Genomic DNA, 15,763 nt, shown 5'->3' with positions numbered 1-15,763 from the left:
AAGATACAAGCCGACAGCCTTGCGGAAGGGAGGCAACCGTCCCCCTGACTTTGTTTCTAGTCTATCCGGGCACATTAAAGCCTTTGTTCTAGGATTGTCCCTTTCGCTCATGTTAAAATAAAGGAACGTAGAAAAGGGGACGATAGGTTATGGATAAACACGACGTGCGGAAACAGGTTTCTGAAAAAATTAAATTGATCCGTGTCGAGCATGGATATACCCAGGACAAAATGGCAGAAATCCTCGGATTATCTAAAAAGACGCTTGTCCAAATTGAAAAACAAAGAACTCTGGCAGGCTGGACGACGGTTGTCGCCGTATGTGCTCTTTTTCAAGAGAGTGATGTTTTGAAAGGCGTATTGGGTGATGCCCCTGTAGAAATCGTGGAAACCATTGCCCATGAGCAAGTGGAACCTCAAGGGAAGAAGACGCTCGGTGGAAAAGTATGGTGGCAGACGATTGCGGAAGGAGAAAACTACATCCTTCAGCAAAATCTCATTAGTCATCACTATAGAATCATTGATTCCGAAGATTATCGTATGTTTTCAACGATTGACCGGGAAGAGGCGGAAATCCGTTTTGAAGAACTAGTCAAATAAAAAAGCCCCTTTCTTCAAGGGGCTTATGGTCAAAAGGTCTATCACTCTTCGTATTTCAAAGGGTCCCCATGAAAGGGAGCCGTAGAGATCTTTATAGAATCTGTGGGACACCCTTCCAATGCATCCTCCATGTCCTCTTCGTACAGCTCAGGAACTTCCTCTGTACCCTCGTTATCATCAAGGACGACATAAGCGATTCCTTCATCGTCGTAATCATATAAATCAGGGGCAGCAGCACCGCACGCCCCGCAAGCAATGCAGGTCTCTTTATCTACGATTGTATATTTGGCCACAAAACGACCTCCTTCATGAGACTTTCTGTATGATCGAGGCATTGATTACATAAGTACAACGTTTATTGTAAATCGCAAGTGAATGGTTTTCAACTAAACCATGTTGAACAAGTAGGAAAAAGGGGGGAGAAGATGTTCGATCATGTGGTTTTAACATGTGTGGATCGATTCAGAGGGGAGCGTACATTGTCCGGCATCTATCATTTACTGACAGGCAAACGGTCTTCGCAAACATTACAGGATGCCAAGGGATACGAACTTGACATGCTTTTTGGTATCTATCCATCACTAAAGCGTGAGTCATTGGAAAGGCGGGTTCAACCATTGATTCGTGACGGGTTGATCCAAATAAATGAACAATCTTTCCCTTCTATAACTTCTGAGGGAACTCGGCGATTGTCTTCGTTCCCGGTTCAAGAGCTTACATACTTTGAAGGTATGGTCTGGCATGATGTGATTCCTACTTTCGTCAGAAGAGTTTATCTTATGTTACAAATGATGGCGAACACCAATGCTGGTATTGACCATTATGTACCTATCGTGGATGACTTCGGCACTCAGAATTGGGTGCGAACGGTCTATCATCAATTTCAGGATAAACTACCGAAGATGGTGGAATCGATGTATGAAGAAATTCACCATCTACTAAAAGAACATCCCTCTCTTCAAGCGGAATTGTTTGTCCATCGTTTGACAGGGGGAGGCGTTATCGGCATGACGATCGATCAGCTCAAACGGGAGTTCGATTTGAATATAGAAGATGTAGAGCTTATGCTGCAACATACCCATTATTATTTGTTTCTTGAATCCAAAAAGAAAAAGGATCGCTATCCAGTGCTGCACCTCTGCACAAAAGGGCTCGATGCGACACATCTCATTACAAGGTCGGCTAGAAAGACCTATCAATATATTCAACAAGGTTTGAGCATGCAGGAAATCATGAATTTAAGAAGGTTGAAAAAAAGCACGATCCAAGACCATATCGTAGAATCAGCTTTAATCATTCCTGATTTTTCGATCACTTCTTTTTTGAGTGAGGAAGACGTACGGGAGATAAATAATATAGGGACTCAACTGAATACAAAAAAGCTGAAGCAAATCTATGAAGCTCTGGATGGAAAGTATGATTATTTCGAATTGCGCCTCGCATTAGCGAAAGGACAGCACGCAATAAAGGAAGGTATGACGCAGGATGAGGCATGATCTAGGTTCATTACTTAAAGAGAATTTTGGCTTCGATGAATTTCGGGAAGGGCAGAAAGAAGTGATTACAGATGTCCTCGAAGGCGAAGATGTATTAGGAATCTTACCTACCGGAACAGGGAAATCGCTATGTTATCAACTTCCTGCCAAGATTCTTGGTGGTACAACACTTGTCGTTTCCCCACTCATATCATTGATGGTGGATCAGGTGAAACAATTGAAAGCTTCCGGATATAAGGCGGTCACTGCTGTGAACAGTTTCATGGATCAGCCTGAAAGAAATGCTGTATTGAGGAACCTTCATAAGTATTCTCTCGTTTATATTTCACCAGAAATGCTGCAGAACGATTGGTTGCAGAACCGTTTGAATCGCATGCATGTCAATCTCTTCGTTATTGACGAAGCCCACTGCATTTCTCAGTGGGGCCATGAGTTCAGAACCGATTATCTCAAGCTACATAAGACCATCGAAAACCTCGGGCACCCAACCGTGATGGCCTTGAGTGCAACAGCTACACCTGACGTGCAGCGGGATATCATGGAAAAGTTGAGGCTCCCTCATATGAAAAAAAGAATCTATCCCATGGATAAACAAAACATCAGTTTCGCTGTTGAAGAATGCACAAGTCCAGAAGAAAAAACGGATCGGATTGTCCAAGTGCTCAAGCAAAACCATGCCCCGACGATGATTTATTTTTCCAGCCGGCAGTGGGCAGAAAAGGTCAGCTTTGAACTTAGGGATCGTTTGAAGCAGAGGGTCGCTTTTTACCATGGCGGCATGGAACAAACGGATCGAATGCTGGTGCAACAGCAATTTATGAACAATCAATTGGATGTTATTTGTTGTACGAGTGCCTTCGGTATGGGTGTAGATAAAAAAGATATACGAATCGTTATACACTTTCATTTGCCCCCTCAACTAGAATCCTTTATCCAAGAGGTTGGCAGGGCAGGAAGAGATGGGGGAGCGGCCTTCAGTCTTCTGCTCTTTACACGTCAGGACCACTACCTTCCTCAACGGCTCATCCAGAGTGAACTACCTGGGAAAAATGACCTTCAGCAGGTATTTTCCTTTTTAACGAAAAAGCAGGGCGAAAAGGTTCCGGAAGATGATGTCATGATCGAACGCTTTGAATTATCCGAATCACAATGGAACTTTATCAAGTTTCAATTAGAAGAGGAGGGATCGTTACAAGACGGAAAATTAATAGGTGTGACGCCTGAACTCATTCAGGAAATTCATCGCTTTTTAGAGGAGAGATGGATGTATAAACACAACAAACTGAATGAAATGTTAAAGTGGATCCATGCCTCCGAATGTCGCAGAGAAGCGTTGTATAAACCATTTCAGGACATGATCCGAAAGCCAACCGTCCCGTGCTGCGATGTATGTGATTTCAGCATAGGTGACCTATCTTTTCAAGAGGAGAGACAAACGTATGATACATTCAGCTGGGAAGATCGTTTAAAGCTGATTTTTAAACAAGGAGCCGGTTTATGAAACGAAAGAGTCAATCAGAACTGATTATGGAAATGAACGACCGGGAAATTACATTACAATTGGTTCTTACTCAATTGAGTATACTGATTCTCGCTCTCATTGGCAGTGTATTTCTTTTTGATGCCTTTTGGTCCGATTGGAGCAGTCAAATTGATTTTCACGCCAGCGAGCTGCTGGTTTATGGGTTGATACCAGGACTTATGGTGCTTCTCATCGATCTTTTTCTCGTGTATCGTTTACCTCGAAGGATGTACGACGATGGCGGTATTAACGTCAAAGTATTTAAAAACCGTTCCAGTATAAGTATTATAGGAATTACTTTGTTGGTGGCGGTTAGTGAAGAAATGTTATTCCGCGGGGTCTTGCACGCTGAGTTTGGATATGTCGTTGCGAGTGTCCTCTTTGCCGTTATGCATATCCGTTATTTGACGAAAATCGTGTTATTGATTTCGGTATTATTCGTCAGTTTCTTTATTGGTTATATGTATGAGGTGACCGGTAATTTACTTGTGACCATCTTGGCACATTTCCTTATTGATATTGTATTAGCCTTTTGGATACGTTTCGGAAAATGGGGGGAAGCCGATGAGTGATCAGCATTCATCAAAAGATCAAGCAGAAAAGTTGAGAGGAAACACAGAGGATGGCGGGTTTGAAAAAGAAGAACTAGACATCCTGGATCTGCCGCCAAGAAAAGATGTTCATGAAGGCAGGAAAGAAAAGACGAGGTGGAGGGTGAATGCAATTTGGATGCGCTTCCTTTTTGTGATTCTCCTTATCTTGATCATTGTGATTCTATCCTATCCTTACTGGGATGTGTGGTTTGGACAAACCTTTCCCCAGCCGGCCATCATAGAAGAATCGCCCTACCATGAACAAATCACGGTAGAGCGGTAACCTTTAGAAAAATTGCTTTCGATCCTTTTCGAACTTAAGTATTTCAACCGCTTCTCTGAACCTTTGGGAATGAACCACCTCTCGTTCACGCAAAAATTTCAAACTATCATTCAAGCATGGGTCATCCGACATGTTAATGATCCATTGATAGGTAGCTCTGGCTTTTTCCTCGGCAGCAATATCCTCATAAAGGTCAGCAATCGGATCTCCCTTCGCCTGGATATAAGTTGCGGTCCATGGGCTCCCTGCTGCGTTATTGTAGTATAAGGCATGATCGTGGTTTGCATAATGGGCACCAAGTCCAGCCGCTTTCATTTGTTCCGGGGTAGCATCTTTCGTAAGTTTATAGATCATCGTGGCAATCATTTCTAAATGAGCGAATTCTTCTGTCCCGATATCTGTCAAAAGTCCAATCACTTTATCAGGTATACTGTACCGCTGGTTCAAGTAACGAAGGGCTGCGGATAATTCGCCGTCCGCTCCTCCATACTGTTCGATCAAATATTTTGCAAGCCTCGGATTGCATTCTGTTACTTTTACAGGATATTGTAACTTTTTTTCATAATACCACATAAGCGCCCTCCTATTTCCTTCATGAATGAAAGGTTATAATTGCCATGGCCACGGGCTGTCTCCCCAATTCCATGGATACCCTGAAAAACTGCCTCCATACTGCCTTAATGGCCCGAATCGCTGCTCATAGGCAGATTTTAGATCCCTGCTTTCTACTGCTAGCTGATTGAATTGCTGGATCGCCTGGGTGTCCTGCGGATGGGTATCCAGGTAAAGAGTAAGTTCCACCAAAGCGAAATCCACCATCTGAATTTTTTCCATTAAAGCATAACGCTCTTTTGCAGGATCGGCCGCTTGCTTCATCGTTTTGCTCCTTTCTCTAAAGGTGTCGGGTATGGATCGTATAATACCGGCCAAAGAGTTCCTTTATACAACGCTTCTTGAATAGGGAATTGTTGCAAATTTGGAGGCTGAAATCCCAGATAAAGATTCGGTGGTGTCTGGTAACAAACCGTCCCTCTTGGCGGACAAGGATCAAAAGGGCCGTGGTAAGGCTGGTAGCATTTAATTGGTGTGTACACCTAAATCACATCCTTTTCCTTGGAATTTTATGTGCTCCTTTCTTGTCCTATTCGATTTAGGCAGGATATTCGTAAACTGATGACGAAATTATTACCGTGCAAATCAAAAGAAGAGGTGAGTGTATGTTTGTTAAAGGAATTATGAAACCCGCCCACAAATCCTTCACGGCGGAAGCATCCGCTTCACTTTCAGAAGTTTTGAAAGTGCTTGATGAGAAAGATATTGAAGCCATGCCTGTCTTAAAATCAGGACAGTTCACGGGGATGATTTCTAAAGAAATTATATTCCGGGCTTATTTTAATTCAGAAGAAGAAATGGATCGGAAAACGTTTCTTCGTGAAACCACTGCTGGTGATGTTGCCATGTATGAGGGTTTTTATATTAATGATGAAGAGGTTTTTGAACATACGCTGCCATTGTTCAAGGGTTTTTCCGTACTGGCTGTTGTCAACGAATCCAAGAAGTTTCTCGGCCTCGTCACGAGGTTTGATGTCATCGAACAGTTCGAGAGTGCGTTCGGAGTCAAAAAACAAGGAGTAAGAATTGCCTTCACTTCCGAAGAGTCATCAGGAAGGATTGAAAGACTGGGGGATATTATTAAGAGTTATCACGAAAACGTGATTTCACTTGCCACTTTTGATGAAACCGATAAGCTTGCCAGAAGAATTGTGTTGAAGATTGAAGACAATGATAATATTGAAGCCTTCACGAGGAAGCTTGAAAAAACGGGTTTTAGAATTTTAAGCGTAAAGAAAGTGTGAGTAAGGACTTTCACTTTCTTGAAATTTAAAAGCGTGATATATAAATGGAACAAAACCGCTCAGGATGTATGTTTTTTGAGCGGTTTTTTTGTATTCATTCTTCATGTGGCCTGTATGTTATGTATTTTTAGAGGTACTTTATCAGGCTTGAATGGGAAAGAACATACGTGCGAACAAAACTATGAACAGAATCACCTGCTCACTAACGACCACCCAAGGCCCTCAAAACTCTCACAAAAGTCCTGAAATCATAGAACTTCATCATATCATCACTTCTTATTATGGTTTTTTAGTGGGAAGCTTTCTTTTGGATTCGTTTTATCATACTGAGGCGTTTGTGATAATATAAGGGTTCTAATACTATGAAAGGGGGTGTCCGGATGGTATGGGTGCTGCTATTTGTCCTTATTGGCGGAGTCATCCTGTTGGGGTATATGTATCTTTTATCAGGAAACGACCATTTACAAGAAAAACAATTGCCCTGTAGGGGTTTGGATGCTCACCAAAGGATTCAACTGTTATTCATAAGTGATATACATAATCGAAAATTGAAGGAATCGACGTTCAAAAGTATGCGCTCCGTCGATCTTGTTATCATCGGGGGTGATTTTGTAGATAAACGGACATCTTATGAACGTTTCATGCACAACCTATCCATATTAAAGCAATGGGGGGCTCCCGTTTATTTCGTTCCTGGTAATAATGATCATGAGTGGAAGTTTGGATTATTTTTGGATGACTTGATTAAAGAAGAAGTTATCCCTCTTTCAAATGAGGATGAGTATGTGGAGTTACCAAACGGCACGCCGGTTGTATTAAGTGCTTTAGATCCTTATTTCATGAAGCCTAACCGAAATGCATCCTACTTAGAGGATGAAAATTGTCTGCAGATCCTTTGTGTACATGATCCGTATGTTTTTAAACGAATGAATCAAGTGTACAAGGGAAGGTTTGATATCGTCTTATGTGGACATACACATGGTGGGCAGATCCGGTTGTTTGGCTTCGGACCATATGAACGTGGTGGGTGGAAGATCGAGGGAAACCAGTCTTTTCTTGTGAGTGAAGGGTATGGTACATCTTTATTACCTCTCCGTCTAGGGACGAAAGCAGAATGCCACTGGATAGAATTAACCCCCAAACATTAAATCGAATTTCAAAACATATAGGGAGAATATTGAAATTTTACACACATTCTTGACATCCTATATAATAGAGGAAAATGGACGGGTGGAGGCAGACTTATGGCGACAACAAAAGCAAAATACAATATTAAAGCTGTGTCACAGTTGTTAGGAATTCAGCCGGGTACGCTCCGTGCCTGGGAAAGAAGATATAAAATGATCCGCCCATCAAGAAATGAGGCCGGCCATCGTCTGTACACTGATGATCATGTCCGAATTTTAAAATGGTTAATGGAAAAAGTGAATAAAGGATTTACTATATCGCAAGCCGTTTCCTTGTTAGAAAGTAATGAAGAAGCGTTGTCGAGTTCTAATCATTCCGAACATAAAACCGAGCTGGATAAAATCGGTGATGAGCTGTTGAACAGCCTTCTCTCCTTTAATGAAAATGATGCTCAGCGTCATCTGGATCATGCATTTAGTTTGTTTACCCCAGAAACGGTGGCCATTGATATCATCGGTCCTATTCTTGTAAAGGTCGGTGACTTATGGGAGGAAAACCGGATTACGAGTGCCCATGAACATTTCGCCAGCCAGTTCATCCGTTCAAGGATCGGCATGATGCTTCTGTCTATTCCAGCAGATGGAATGCTGCCAAAAGCTCTGCTTGTATGTGGTCCTAATGAACGTCATGAATTAGGGTTGCTCATTTTTGCTCTGTTTTTGAAACGGAAAGGATATGATGTCATTTATCTCGGTCAAAGCATTGCTGGTGGAGATATTGATATTGTCATTGATGAAATTGAACCCACGTACATGTTCATGTCCTGTACGCTTAAGAAAAATATTCCTATAACGGTAAGGCTGGCAGAATCATTACAAAAACAATACCCTGACTTAAAAATTGGTCTTGGTGGATATGCTTATGATCGCCTTTCTGAACTAGATAAGAAACGGATCCAGCCATTTATCGTAGGAAACTCTAAAAAAGCATGGGAACGTTGGTTGCAGGCAACCTAACGTTTAACATTTCCATTTGAAACGGAGTGCACACTTAATAATGGAACGGAACCTTGTTATAATGGGGGGCCGTTCCATTATTAATGGAAAGCCGTTTTGTGCCTTTGCGTCTTTCTGAAGTTACAGTTCAGACCAGAAGAAAGCATTAGGATTGGCGTATATGCCAGTTATGTATCGATTAAATGAACCCTTTTGAGAGGATGTTTCATTTACATAACCCCTTATATGGGATTGGAAAATGTTTGCCCACGCCCAAATCCTTAGATATAATTTGAAAAAAGGTGCCATAATCGCATCAGTCATCATAAGATATAGATAACACATCGTGACAGGGGGGCGATCATGTGCGAGTGGAAAGAATGACAAATGAGAAATTTAAAATTTTCCTTACGTTTGATGATCTAATGGATCGGGGGTTGTCTCGTGAGGAGCTTTGGAGTGATTTGCCTAGAGTGCATCGTATTTTCAGCGATATGATGTATGATGCAGGAATCGAACTAGGTGTCGAACTGTCAGGTGTCCTGTTGGTGCAGGTATATCTCCTGCAAGCACAAGGCATGTTAGTGGTCGTAACGAAAACAGAGCCCGCTGATATAGAAGACGATGAAGATTACATGGAAATGAAGGTCACTTTGGATGAAAGTAAAGAAATGATGTTCTCCTTTGAAGACTTTGAACATGTCATCCGGGCAGGGCACCAACTTTATCAGCTTAATGTGACCGGAGGCAGTGTTTTCTTTTATCATGACTCCTATTATATGCTTCTTGAAGATGAAGATATCTTTCATTTAGATCAGGATCAAGTGATTGCGCTATTGTCTGAGTTTGCTTCCGCTACAGCAGCGACTTCGCACCGCTTGATTGAATATGGAAAACAAATCATGGACAAAGATGCATGTCGAACCATCTATAAACATTTTTCATAAACTGCAAGAGCGACGCTTCATAAGAGTCGTTCTTTTTTTATGACATAACGATGGCACGGGAAAGTTCTTCCGCTATCTGTCAGCATTCTTGAACCTTAGTTTCGAGATGTTTGTGTGGAGCTAGGAGCTCCGGGAAACAGTTCGCTTTCCACAGGAAAGCGAGTAGCTTCCCAGCCACCCCTGACGCTAAGCTTAGAAAATATTGGGGTTGGATGCTTAGGGTTTATTGTGGATTGTAAAATAATTCAGAGCTTTATTTTTAAATAGAAGCTTGAAAGGGAACATGTTAAGATAAGAGTTGGTGTAAGTTAATTATTATTTAGTGGTCTATGAAATGGAGTGTAACAAATGAAGATTGCGGTTTTATATGGTGGTACGTCAGGGGAACGAGAAGTTTCTCTCTCAACTGGAAAGGGAATCATTAAAGCATTGGAGAACAAGGGACACGATGTTACGCCGATCGACTTTTCTCCTGAAAAAATGGAGGAAGTACTGAATTTAGATGTGGACCTCGTTTTTATCGGCTTGCATGGACGGTTCGGTGAAGACGGAAAGATCCAAGGTCTATTAGATATGCTCGGCATTCCTTATGTCGGGTCAGGCGTTTTAGCTTCAGCTCTGGCTATGGACAAAGCAAAATCCAAGCAATTATTCTCCTTGAATGGTTTACACACAGCGAAAAGTGAAGTGTTTGATGTTACGGATGAACATCAATTTTCGATGATCGAGGATAAAATCAAACGAACGTTCACTCTCCCATTTGTCATAAAACCGAATCAAGAAGGTTCTACTTTAGGTTTAACCATCGTCAAGAAAGAACAGGATATACGTCAAGCGATTGAAACGGCTGCACATTCTGACTCTATGATTCTAGTCGAAGATTATGTCAAAGGTAGAGAAGTGACTGTACCTGTTATGGGATACAAAGGAAAAGAACAGGCACTTCCTGTTATAGAGATCATTCCTAAGAATGATTATTATGATTTTGATTCAAAATATAAACCTGGGGGCAGTGAACATATCGTACCAGCCAAACTGAGTGACAAGTTGACAGCTCAACTGCAGCAAGACTCCATCTTGGCTCATCAGCTGCTCGGGTGTGATGTTTATTCACGTGTTGACTTCATTATTAATGAAAACGAAGAACCGATCATCTTAGAAGTGAATACATTGCCTGGAATGACACCGACAAGCCTTTTCCCTGATTCTGCACAGGCAATCGGGTTAAGTTATGACGACCTTATCCAAAAATTCGTAGAGCTATCGTAAAAAAATAAAGCCACACAGGTGTAAACGTTTACATTTTTCATTGAAAACGGTTAGAAAAAGCCGCATTCAGCTTTCCTAATTAGTAGTGAACGTGTATACTAATCACTGAAGAACGAGCCCTAATCGAATGGATTGATATAGGAGGTAAATGGATGGTAGCCGATAAGCCAACAGATTCTGCAAACCAAAAAAATGAGAAACTTGATGTGTTAAAATCCACTCAGACGGTGGTCAAAAAAGCACTTGATAAATTAGGTTATCCCAATGAAGTATATGAGTTAATGAAAGAACCTGTACGAATGATGACGGTAAGAATTCCTGTACGAATGGATAACGATCAGATTAAAATCTTCACAGGCTATCGTGCCCAGCATAATGACGCGGTCGGTCCAACCAAAGGGGGCGTTCGTTTCCACCCGAACGTTTCTGAGAAAGAAGTAAAAGCGCTCTCTATTTGGATGAGTCTGAAAGCAGGGATCGTTGACCTTCCTTATGGAGGAGGTAAGGGTGGAATCGTGTGTGATCCGCGCGAAATGTCCTTCCGTGAACTTGAAGGAGTCAGCCGTGGGTACGTGCGTGCCATCAGTCAAATTGTAGGCCCTACAAAAGACATTCCTGCACCAGACGTTTTTACAAACTCTCAAATCATGGCCTGGATGATGGATGAGTACAGCCGGATCGATGAATTTAATAATCCTGGTTTCATTACAGGGAAACCTCTTGTTCTTGGTGGTTCTCATGGCCGTGAAACAGCGACGGCAAAAGGTGTGACCATATGTATCGAAGAAGCGGCTAAGAAGAAAGGGATCAACGTAGAAGGTGCAAGGGTCGTGGTCCAAGGCTTCGGTAATGCCGGAAGTTTCCTAGCGAAATTCATGCATGATCGTGGAGCGAAAGTGATCGGTATTTCCGACGCTTACGGTGGGCTTCATGATCCAGATGGACTGGATATCGACTACTTACTCGATCGCCGTGACAGCTTTGGTACAGTCACAAATTTATTTAAGAATACCATTACTAATGAACAGTTATTGGAGCTTGATTGTGATATTCTCGTACCCGCAGCGATTGAGAATCAAATTACGGAAGATAACGCTCATAACATAAAAGCAACCATCGTTGTAGAAGCTGCCAATGGTCCGACGACATTGGATGCTACAAGAATCCTATCTGAACGTGGAATTCTACTCGTACCTGACGTTTTAGCTTCCTCAGGTGGAGTGACTGTATCCTACTTCGAATGGGTCCAAAACAACCAGGGTTATTATTGGACGGAAGAAGAAGTGGATGAAAAGCTTCACAAAGTCATTGTCAAAGGATTTGATAATGTCTATCGTACCGCTGAAACACGTCGTGTAGATATGCGACTCGCTGCTTATATGGTCGGAGTTAGAAAAATGGCGGAAGCTTCGAGATTCCGTGGATGGATCTAACTTGATTCTAAGAATGCAATCTCCTATCATGGTTATGATAGGAGATTCATTTTTTATGAAAAAATAGATCTCCATAAGTTGTCATTACTCGAAAGTATTACACTCGGAAACGTAAACTTTTTAGCATGAATAGCGTCTGGAGCATAGATTTGCCAAATTGGAATATGGAAACCATACCAGATCTGATGAATTAGAGAATTGAGCTGTATCGGGAAAGAAAGAGGAGTGTTGGTCGTGCAAGAAGAAAAAGTCATCATCATCGGTGGTGGGCCATGCGGAATGAGTGCAGCCATCGAATTGCAAAAAGAAGGAATAGAACCACTAATCATAGAAAAAGGAAACATCGTCAATTCGATTTATCATTACCCTACACATCAGACGTTTTTCAGTTCGAGTGAAAAACTTGAGATAGGGAACATCCCCTTCATTACAGAACGTCAAAAGCCAGTCCGCAATGAAGCCCTGGCTTATTACAGGGCCGTCGCAGGAAGAGAAGATTTGCGAGTGAACACGTATGAAAAAGTAACTCAAGTGGAACGCAATGACCACGGATTCATCATCCAATCACAAACAGGAGACGGTGAAGGTAAGAGTTACCGTGCGAACCAAATCGTCATTGCTACTGGTTATTACGATCAACCGAACTATATGAATGTTAAAGGTGAAGATCTACCAAAAGTGAAGCACTATTTTAAAGAGGGACACCCGTATTATAAAAAGAAGGTCGTAATCATTGGCGGTAAAAATTCAGCGGCCGATGCTGCACTGGAATTAGAAAAGTCAGGGGCTCACATTACTGTTCTTTACCGTGGGGAGGACTATTCGAAAAGTATTAAGCCGTGGATTCTCCCTCAATTCGAAGCATTGGTCAGAAAGGGCATTATAGACATGGAGTTCTGTGCGAACGTTAAAGAAATCACCAAGGATGAAGTGGTCTATGAATGTCTTGGTCAGGAAAAACGAATTGAAAATGATTTCGTGTTTGCCATGACTGGTTACCGCCCTGATCATGCCTTTCTCACTAAAATGGGAGTAGAGATGGATGAAGAAACAGGAAGGCCTACGTTTGATGAGGATACAATGGAGACAAATGTCGAGGGTATTTATATTGCAGGTGTCATCGCAGCTGGGTATAACAACAATGAAATCTTCATTGAAAACGGCCGTCATCATGGAGGGAAAATAGCAAAAGCCATGACTACTAAATAAAATCGAGAAAAAGCCTGGAGTCCATGGACTCCAGGCTTTTGTATAGGCAGGTATCATTGCTTCATCGATTTCCTCAGCTGAACATATGTTCCAGTTCAGTCATATTTGTGGTCATTTCAAGTGCGACCATAAGTTTAATGCGAGCTTTTGGACCAGTAAGACCATTGGCGAAAATGATCCCCATTTCCTTCAGTTGACGTCCACCACCCGGATATCCGTATGTATCCTGGACAATTCCTTGATAGCAGCGGGAGACTAGAACAATGGGAATGCCATCATTCAGGGTGCGCTCTAAAGCATCTACTGTTTCTGGTGGTAGATTCCCTTGTCCTAGAGCCTCAATAACAAGGCCATCCACATCGCTTTCCCGGACGGCGTCGACCAAAGTCCCATCCATACCTGCGTAGGCTTTGATGAGGGCTACTTGCTTTCCAATGTTTTGAATCGGGTAGGAATCACGGCGTGTCATTTTATGATGGAAAAACACTTCTGTTTTTGTAGTAATTCCGATGGGACCATATTGAGGACTTTGGAACGTTGCTACATTACTCGTACTGGTTTTGGTCACGTTTTTAGCTGTATGAATTTCATCGTTCATGACGACCAGCACACCTTTGTCCTGCGCCTCGTCACAATTGGCTACTCTTATCGCGCTTAGTAGGTTATACAGGCCGTCGGATCCGATTTCATTACTTGAACGCATAGCGCCGGTGACGACTACGGGTTTTCTCGTCTGCAAAAATAAATCCAAAAAATAAGCGGTTTCTTCTAATGTATCTGTACCATGAGTGATAACGATGCCATCATAGTTTTTCTTGGACATTTTCTCATGGATGGATCGACCCAGTTTCAGCATATGATCCGGCCGGATATGGGGAGAAGGGAGATAAAACAATATTTCGTCCTCAATCACCGTGTTCCCTTTAAGCATGGTGGAGATCTCGTCCAAGGGGTGTTTGGACGAAGTGTTCACTTCACCTGTTTCTTTGTTTTCCTTCATAGATATTGTGCCACCTGTGTGAATGACTAGTATACGCTTCATATTTACACCATCTTCCATTCAAATGTTCCTTTTCTCATACCTTCATGATACGATGAAACGTAGGGGAATGAAAGAGAGAGGGTTGAGAAACATGGCCATATTGACTGCCGCTATATCTCCTGCCGTGGCCATCATGACATTTATATATTTAAGTAAACGGATCGAATTAGAGCCCCTTCCTCTAATTATCCGCATGTTCATCATAGGCGTAATCATGGTTTTTCCTATCATGTTCATTCAGTATGCTTTCGAAACAGAAAATGTATTTCATTCATCATTCCTGAAGTCTTTTTTCCTCGCTGGATTACTGGAAGAATTCTTCAAATGGTTCTTTTTGTTATTTGTGGCGTATCGTCATTCTGATTTTGATCATCATTACGACGGGATTATATACGGGGTGGCTGTCAGTTTAGGGTTTGCAACGATAGAGAACATCATCTATATCTTCCAAAACGGAATTGAAATCGCCATATTACGTGCTGTTTTCCCTGTTTCTTCCCACGCCCTTTTCGGCCTCATTATGGGGTACTACATGGGAAAAGCGAAGTTCAGGACGAATCGTTCGAACTGGTGTTTAGCGTTAGGCCTGGTCATTCCCGTAGGATTACACGTCATTTATGATTATATTATTACCGTGAAAGAAATGACATGGATGTATTGGATTACCCCTTTTATGATTATTTTGTGGTTGATCGGGCTTCGTAAGATCAAAATAGCGAATCAGCATCATGAAAAATTATTAAAACCATGAAGAACAGCCATCGAGCTGTTCTTTTTTTCATTTAATACTAATTCTGATACAAATTAGTTATTGAACAATATGGCAGGATTGTGAAAGACTCAGTTTCGAGACTTTTGTTGAGTGGATGGGGGCTGCGGGGATTGGCTCGCTTTCCGCGGGAGCGCGGTGAGCCTCCTCGGACTGCATCCTGCGGGGTCTCATCATGCACTTTTTTCCCGCAGGAGTCTCCCCATTCCCCTCCGCCCCTTTACCATGGAAGTGTCTCGAAACCACTTCTCGGAAACTCTGCTGGTATGCTCAAGCGAAGTGGATAATATAAGACTCTCCCCGGTGTGAATCCGAATGTGAAAGCTTGATATAGAGCGCTTTATGGCTACTTCTAAGTGGGGATGGGAGACGCCCCATGGTAAAGGGGTTCGTTTCTCACATGCATCGAATGGGGTTGTTGGGAAGCTGCGAGACTCCCGTGGGAGAAGGAGACAGGCGAGATCCCACAAGGCGATAGCCTGAGGAAGCTCGGCGCTCCCCCACAGGAAAGACCAGCTATAGAAAGTCAAGGTTGAACCGCAAGATTTTACGGTTCTTTTAAGGCTTATTTGGCCACGCCAAATAAGCCTCATGAAAGAGGAATTTAAAAGCTTTTTGACCT

The 15,763-nt window shown here is 42.3% G+C and carries 18 protein-coding genes; 13 read left to right on the top strand and 5 right to left on the bottom strand.

The genetic code is table 11. From position 1 onward, the window contains the following. Positions 1-149 precede the first annotated feature (149 nt). A complete protein-coding gene (locus DYE48_RS11295; RefSeq protein WP_115823727.1) occupies positions 150-599 on the top strand; it encodes a helix-turn-helix transcriptional regulator in 450 nt (149 codons plus the stop codon). Between the two features lie 41 nt (positions 600-640). Here DYE48_RS11295 and DYE48_RS11290 read toward each other — a convergent pair whose 3' ends face one another. Then, positions 641-892, bottom strand: a complete 252-nt coding sequence (locus DYE48_RS11290) for a ferredoxin (protein WP_115823726.1) — start codon at positions 890-892, stop codon at positions 641-643. A gap of 132 nt (positions 893-1,024) precedes the next feature. Between DYE48_RS11290 and DYE48_RS11285 the strand changes: the two genes are divergently transcribed. From DYE48_RS11285 to DYE48_RS11270, 4 genes are read left to right on the top strand one after another with little or no spacing between them, the layout of a single operon-like run. Then, the gene (locus DYE48_RS11285) at positions 1,025-2,095 is read left to right on the top strand and encodes a YpbB family protein (RefSeq protein ID WP_115823725.1); all 1,071 of its coding nucleotides are present in this window, start codon (positions 1,025-1,027) and stop codon (positions 2,093-2,095) included. Continuing rightward, positions 2,085-3,596, top strand: coding sequence for a RecQ family ATP-dependent DNA helicase (locus DYE48_RS11280; protein ID WP_115823724.1), 1,512 nt, complete (start codon positions 2,085-2,087; stop codon positions 3,594-3,596). Before DYE48_RS11285 ends, DYE48_RS11280 begins: the two co-directional genes overlap by 11 nt. Further along, positions 3,593-4,189: a CPBP family intramembrane glutamic endopeptidase gene (locus DYE48_RS11275; protein ID WP_115823723.1), complete on the top strand. Its 597-nt coding sequence runs from the start codon at positions 3,593-3,595 to the stop codon at positions 4,187-4,189. Before DYE48_RS11280 ends, DYE48_RS11275 begins: the two co-directional genes overlap by 4 nt. Continuing rightward, positions 4,182-4,493 (top strand): hypothetical protein, encoded by a 312-nt coding sequence (locus DYE48_RS11270; RefSeq protein WP_115823722.1) that lies wholly within the window; start codon positions 4,182-4,184, stop codon positions 4,491-4,493. The genes DYE48_RS11275 and DYE48_RS11270 overlap by 8 nt, the downstream gene beginning before the upstream one ends. A 3-nt stretch (positions 4,494-4,496) precedes the next feature. Here DYE48_RS11270 and DYE48_RS11265 read toward each other — a convergent pair whose 3' ends face one another. The 3 genes from DYE48_RS11265 to DYE48_RS11255 are packed head-to-tail and all read right to left on the bottom strand — an operon-like array spanning position 4,497 to position 5,587. Next, a complete protein-coding gene (locus DYE48_RS11265; protein WP_115823721.1) occupies positions 4,497-5,066 on the bottom strand; it encodes a manganese catalase family protein in 570 nt (189 codons plus the stop codon). 33 nt (positions 5,067-5,099) lie between these two features. Next, complete coding sequence (locus DYE48_RS11260) at positions 5,100-5,369, bottom strand: spore coat protein CotJB (RefSeq protein ID WP_115823720.1); 270 nt, start codon at positions 5,367-5,369, stop codon at positions 5,100-5,102. After that, a complete protein-coding gene (locus DYE48_RS11255) occupies positions 5,366-5,587 on the bottom strand; it encodes a spore coat associated protein CotJA (protein WP_089654027.1) in 222 nt (73 codons plus the stop codon). Before DYE48_RS11255 ends, DYE48_RS11260 begins: the two co-directional genes overlap by 4 nt. A 123-nt stretch (positions 5,588-5,710) precedes the next feature. Between DYE48_RS11255 and DYE48_RS11250 the strand changes: the two genes are divergently transcribed. The 7 genes from DYE48_RS11250 (at position 5,711) to DYE48_RS11220 (ending at position 13,330) form a co-directional block, all read left to right on the top strand. Continuing rightward, positions 5,711-6,349: a CBS domain-containing protein gene (locus tag DYE48_RS11250; protein ID WP_115823719.1), complete on the top strand. Its 639-nt coding sequence runs from the start codon at positions 5,711-5,713 to the stop codon at positions 6,347-6,349. Between the two features lie 380 nt (positions 6,350-6,729). Beyond that, complete coding sequence (locus DYE48_RS11245; protein WP_167449498.1) at positions 6,730-7,497, top strand: metallophosphoesterase; 768 nt, start codon at positions 6,730-6,732, stop codon at positions 7,495-7,497. Positions 7,498-7,593: 96 nt separating this feature from the next. Then, a complete protein-coding gene (locus tag DYE48_RS11240) occupies positions 7,594-8,493 on the top strand; it encodes a MerR family transcriptional regulator (RefSeq protein WP_089654024.1) in 900 nt (299 codons plus the stop codon). Between the two features lie 344 nt (positions 8,494-8,837). Continuing rightward, positions 8,838-9,419, top strand: coding sequence for a genetic competence negative regulator (locus DYE48_RS11235; protein WP_089654023.1), 582 nt, complete (start codon positions 8,838-8,840; stop codon positions 9,417-9,419). A 348-nt stretch (positions 9,420-9,767) separates the two neighbouring features. Further along, the gene (locus tag DYE48_RS11230) at positions 9,768-10,688 is read left to right on the top strand and encodes a D-alanine--D-alanine ligase (protein WP_115823717.1); all 921 of its coding nucleotides are present in this window, start codon (positions 9,768-9,770) and stop codon (positions 10,686-10,688) included. Positions 10,689-10,840: 152 nt separating this feature from the next. Continuing rightward, entirely contained in the window at positions 10,841-12,121 is a 1,281-nt protein-coding gene (locus DYE48_RS11225) for a Glu/Leu/Phe/Val family dehydrogenase (RefSeq protein WP_115823716.1), read from the top strand. A gap of 234 nt (positions 12,122-12,355) precedes the next feature. Then, positions 12,356-13,330, top strand: coding sequence for a YpdA family putative bacillithiol disulfide reductase (locus DYE48_RS11220; RefSeq protein WP_115823715.1), 975 nt, complete (start codon positions 12,356-12,358; stop codon positions 13,328-13,330). Between the two features lie 73 nt (positions 13,331-13,403). On the opposite strand, the gene DYE48_RS11215 is transcribed toward DYE48_RS11220, so the two are convergent. Continuing rightward, positions 13,404-14,372: an asparaginase gene (locus tag DYE48_RS11215; protein WP_115823852.1), complete on the bottom strand. Its 969-nt coding sequence runs from the start codon at positions 14,370-14,372 to the stop codon at positions 13,404-13,406. 91 nt (positions 14,373-14,463) lie between these two features. Between DYE48_RS11215 and prsW the strand changes: the two genes are divergently transcribed. After that, a complete protein-coding gene (prsW, locus tag DYE48_RS11210) occupies positions 14,464-15,123 on the top strand; it encodes a glutamic-type intramembrane protease PrsW (RefSeq protein ID WP_115823851.1) in 660 nt (219 codons plus the stop codon). Positions 15,124-15,763 lie beyond the last annotated feature (640 nt).

The organism is Halobacillus trueperi, assembly GCF_003386945.1.
Lineage (GTDB): Bacteria > Bacillota > Bacilli > Bacillales > Halobacillaceae > Halobacillus > Halobacillus aidingensis.
This window is presented reverse-complemented; position numbering and strand designations above follow the sequence as displayed.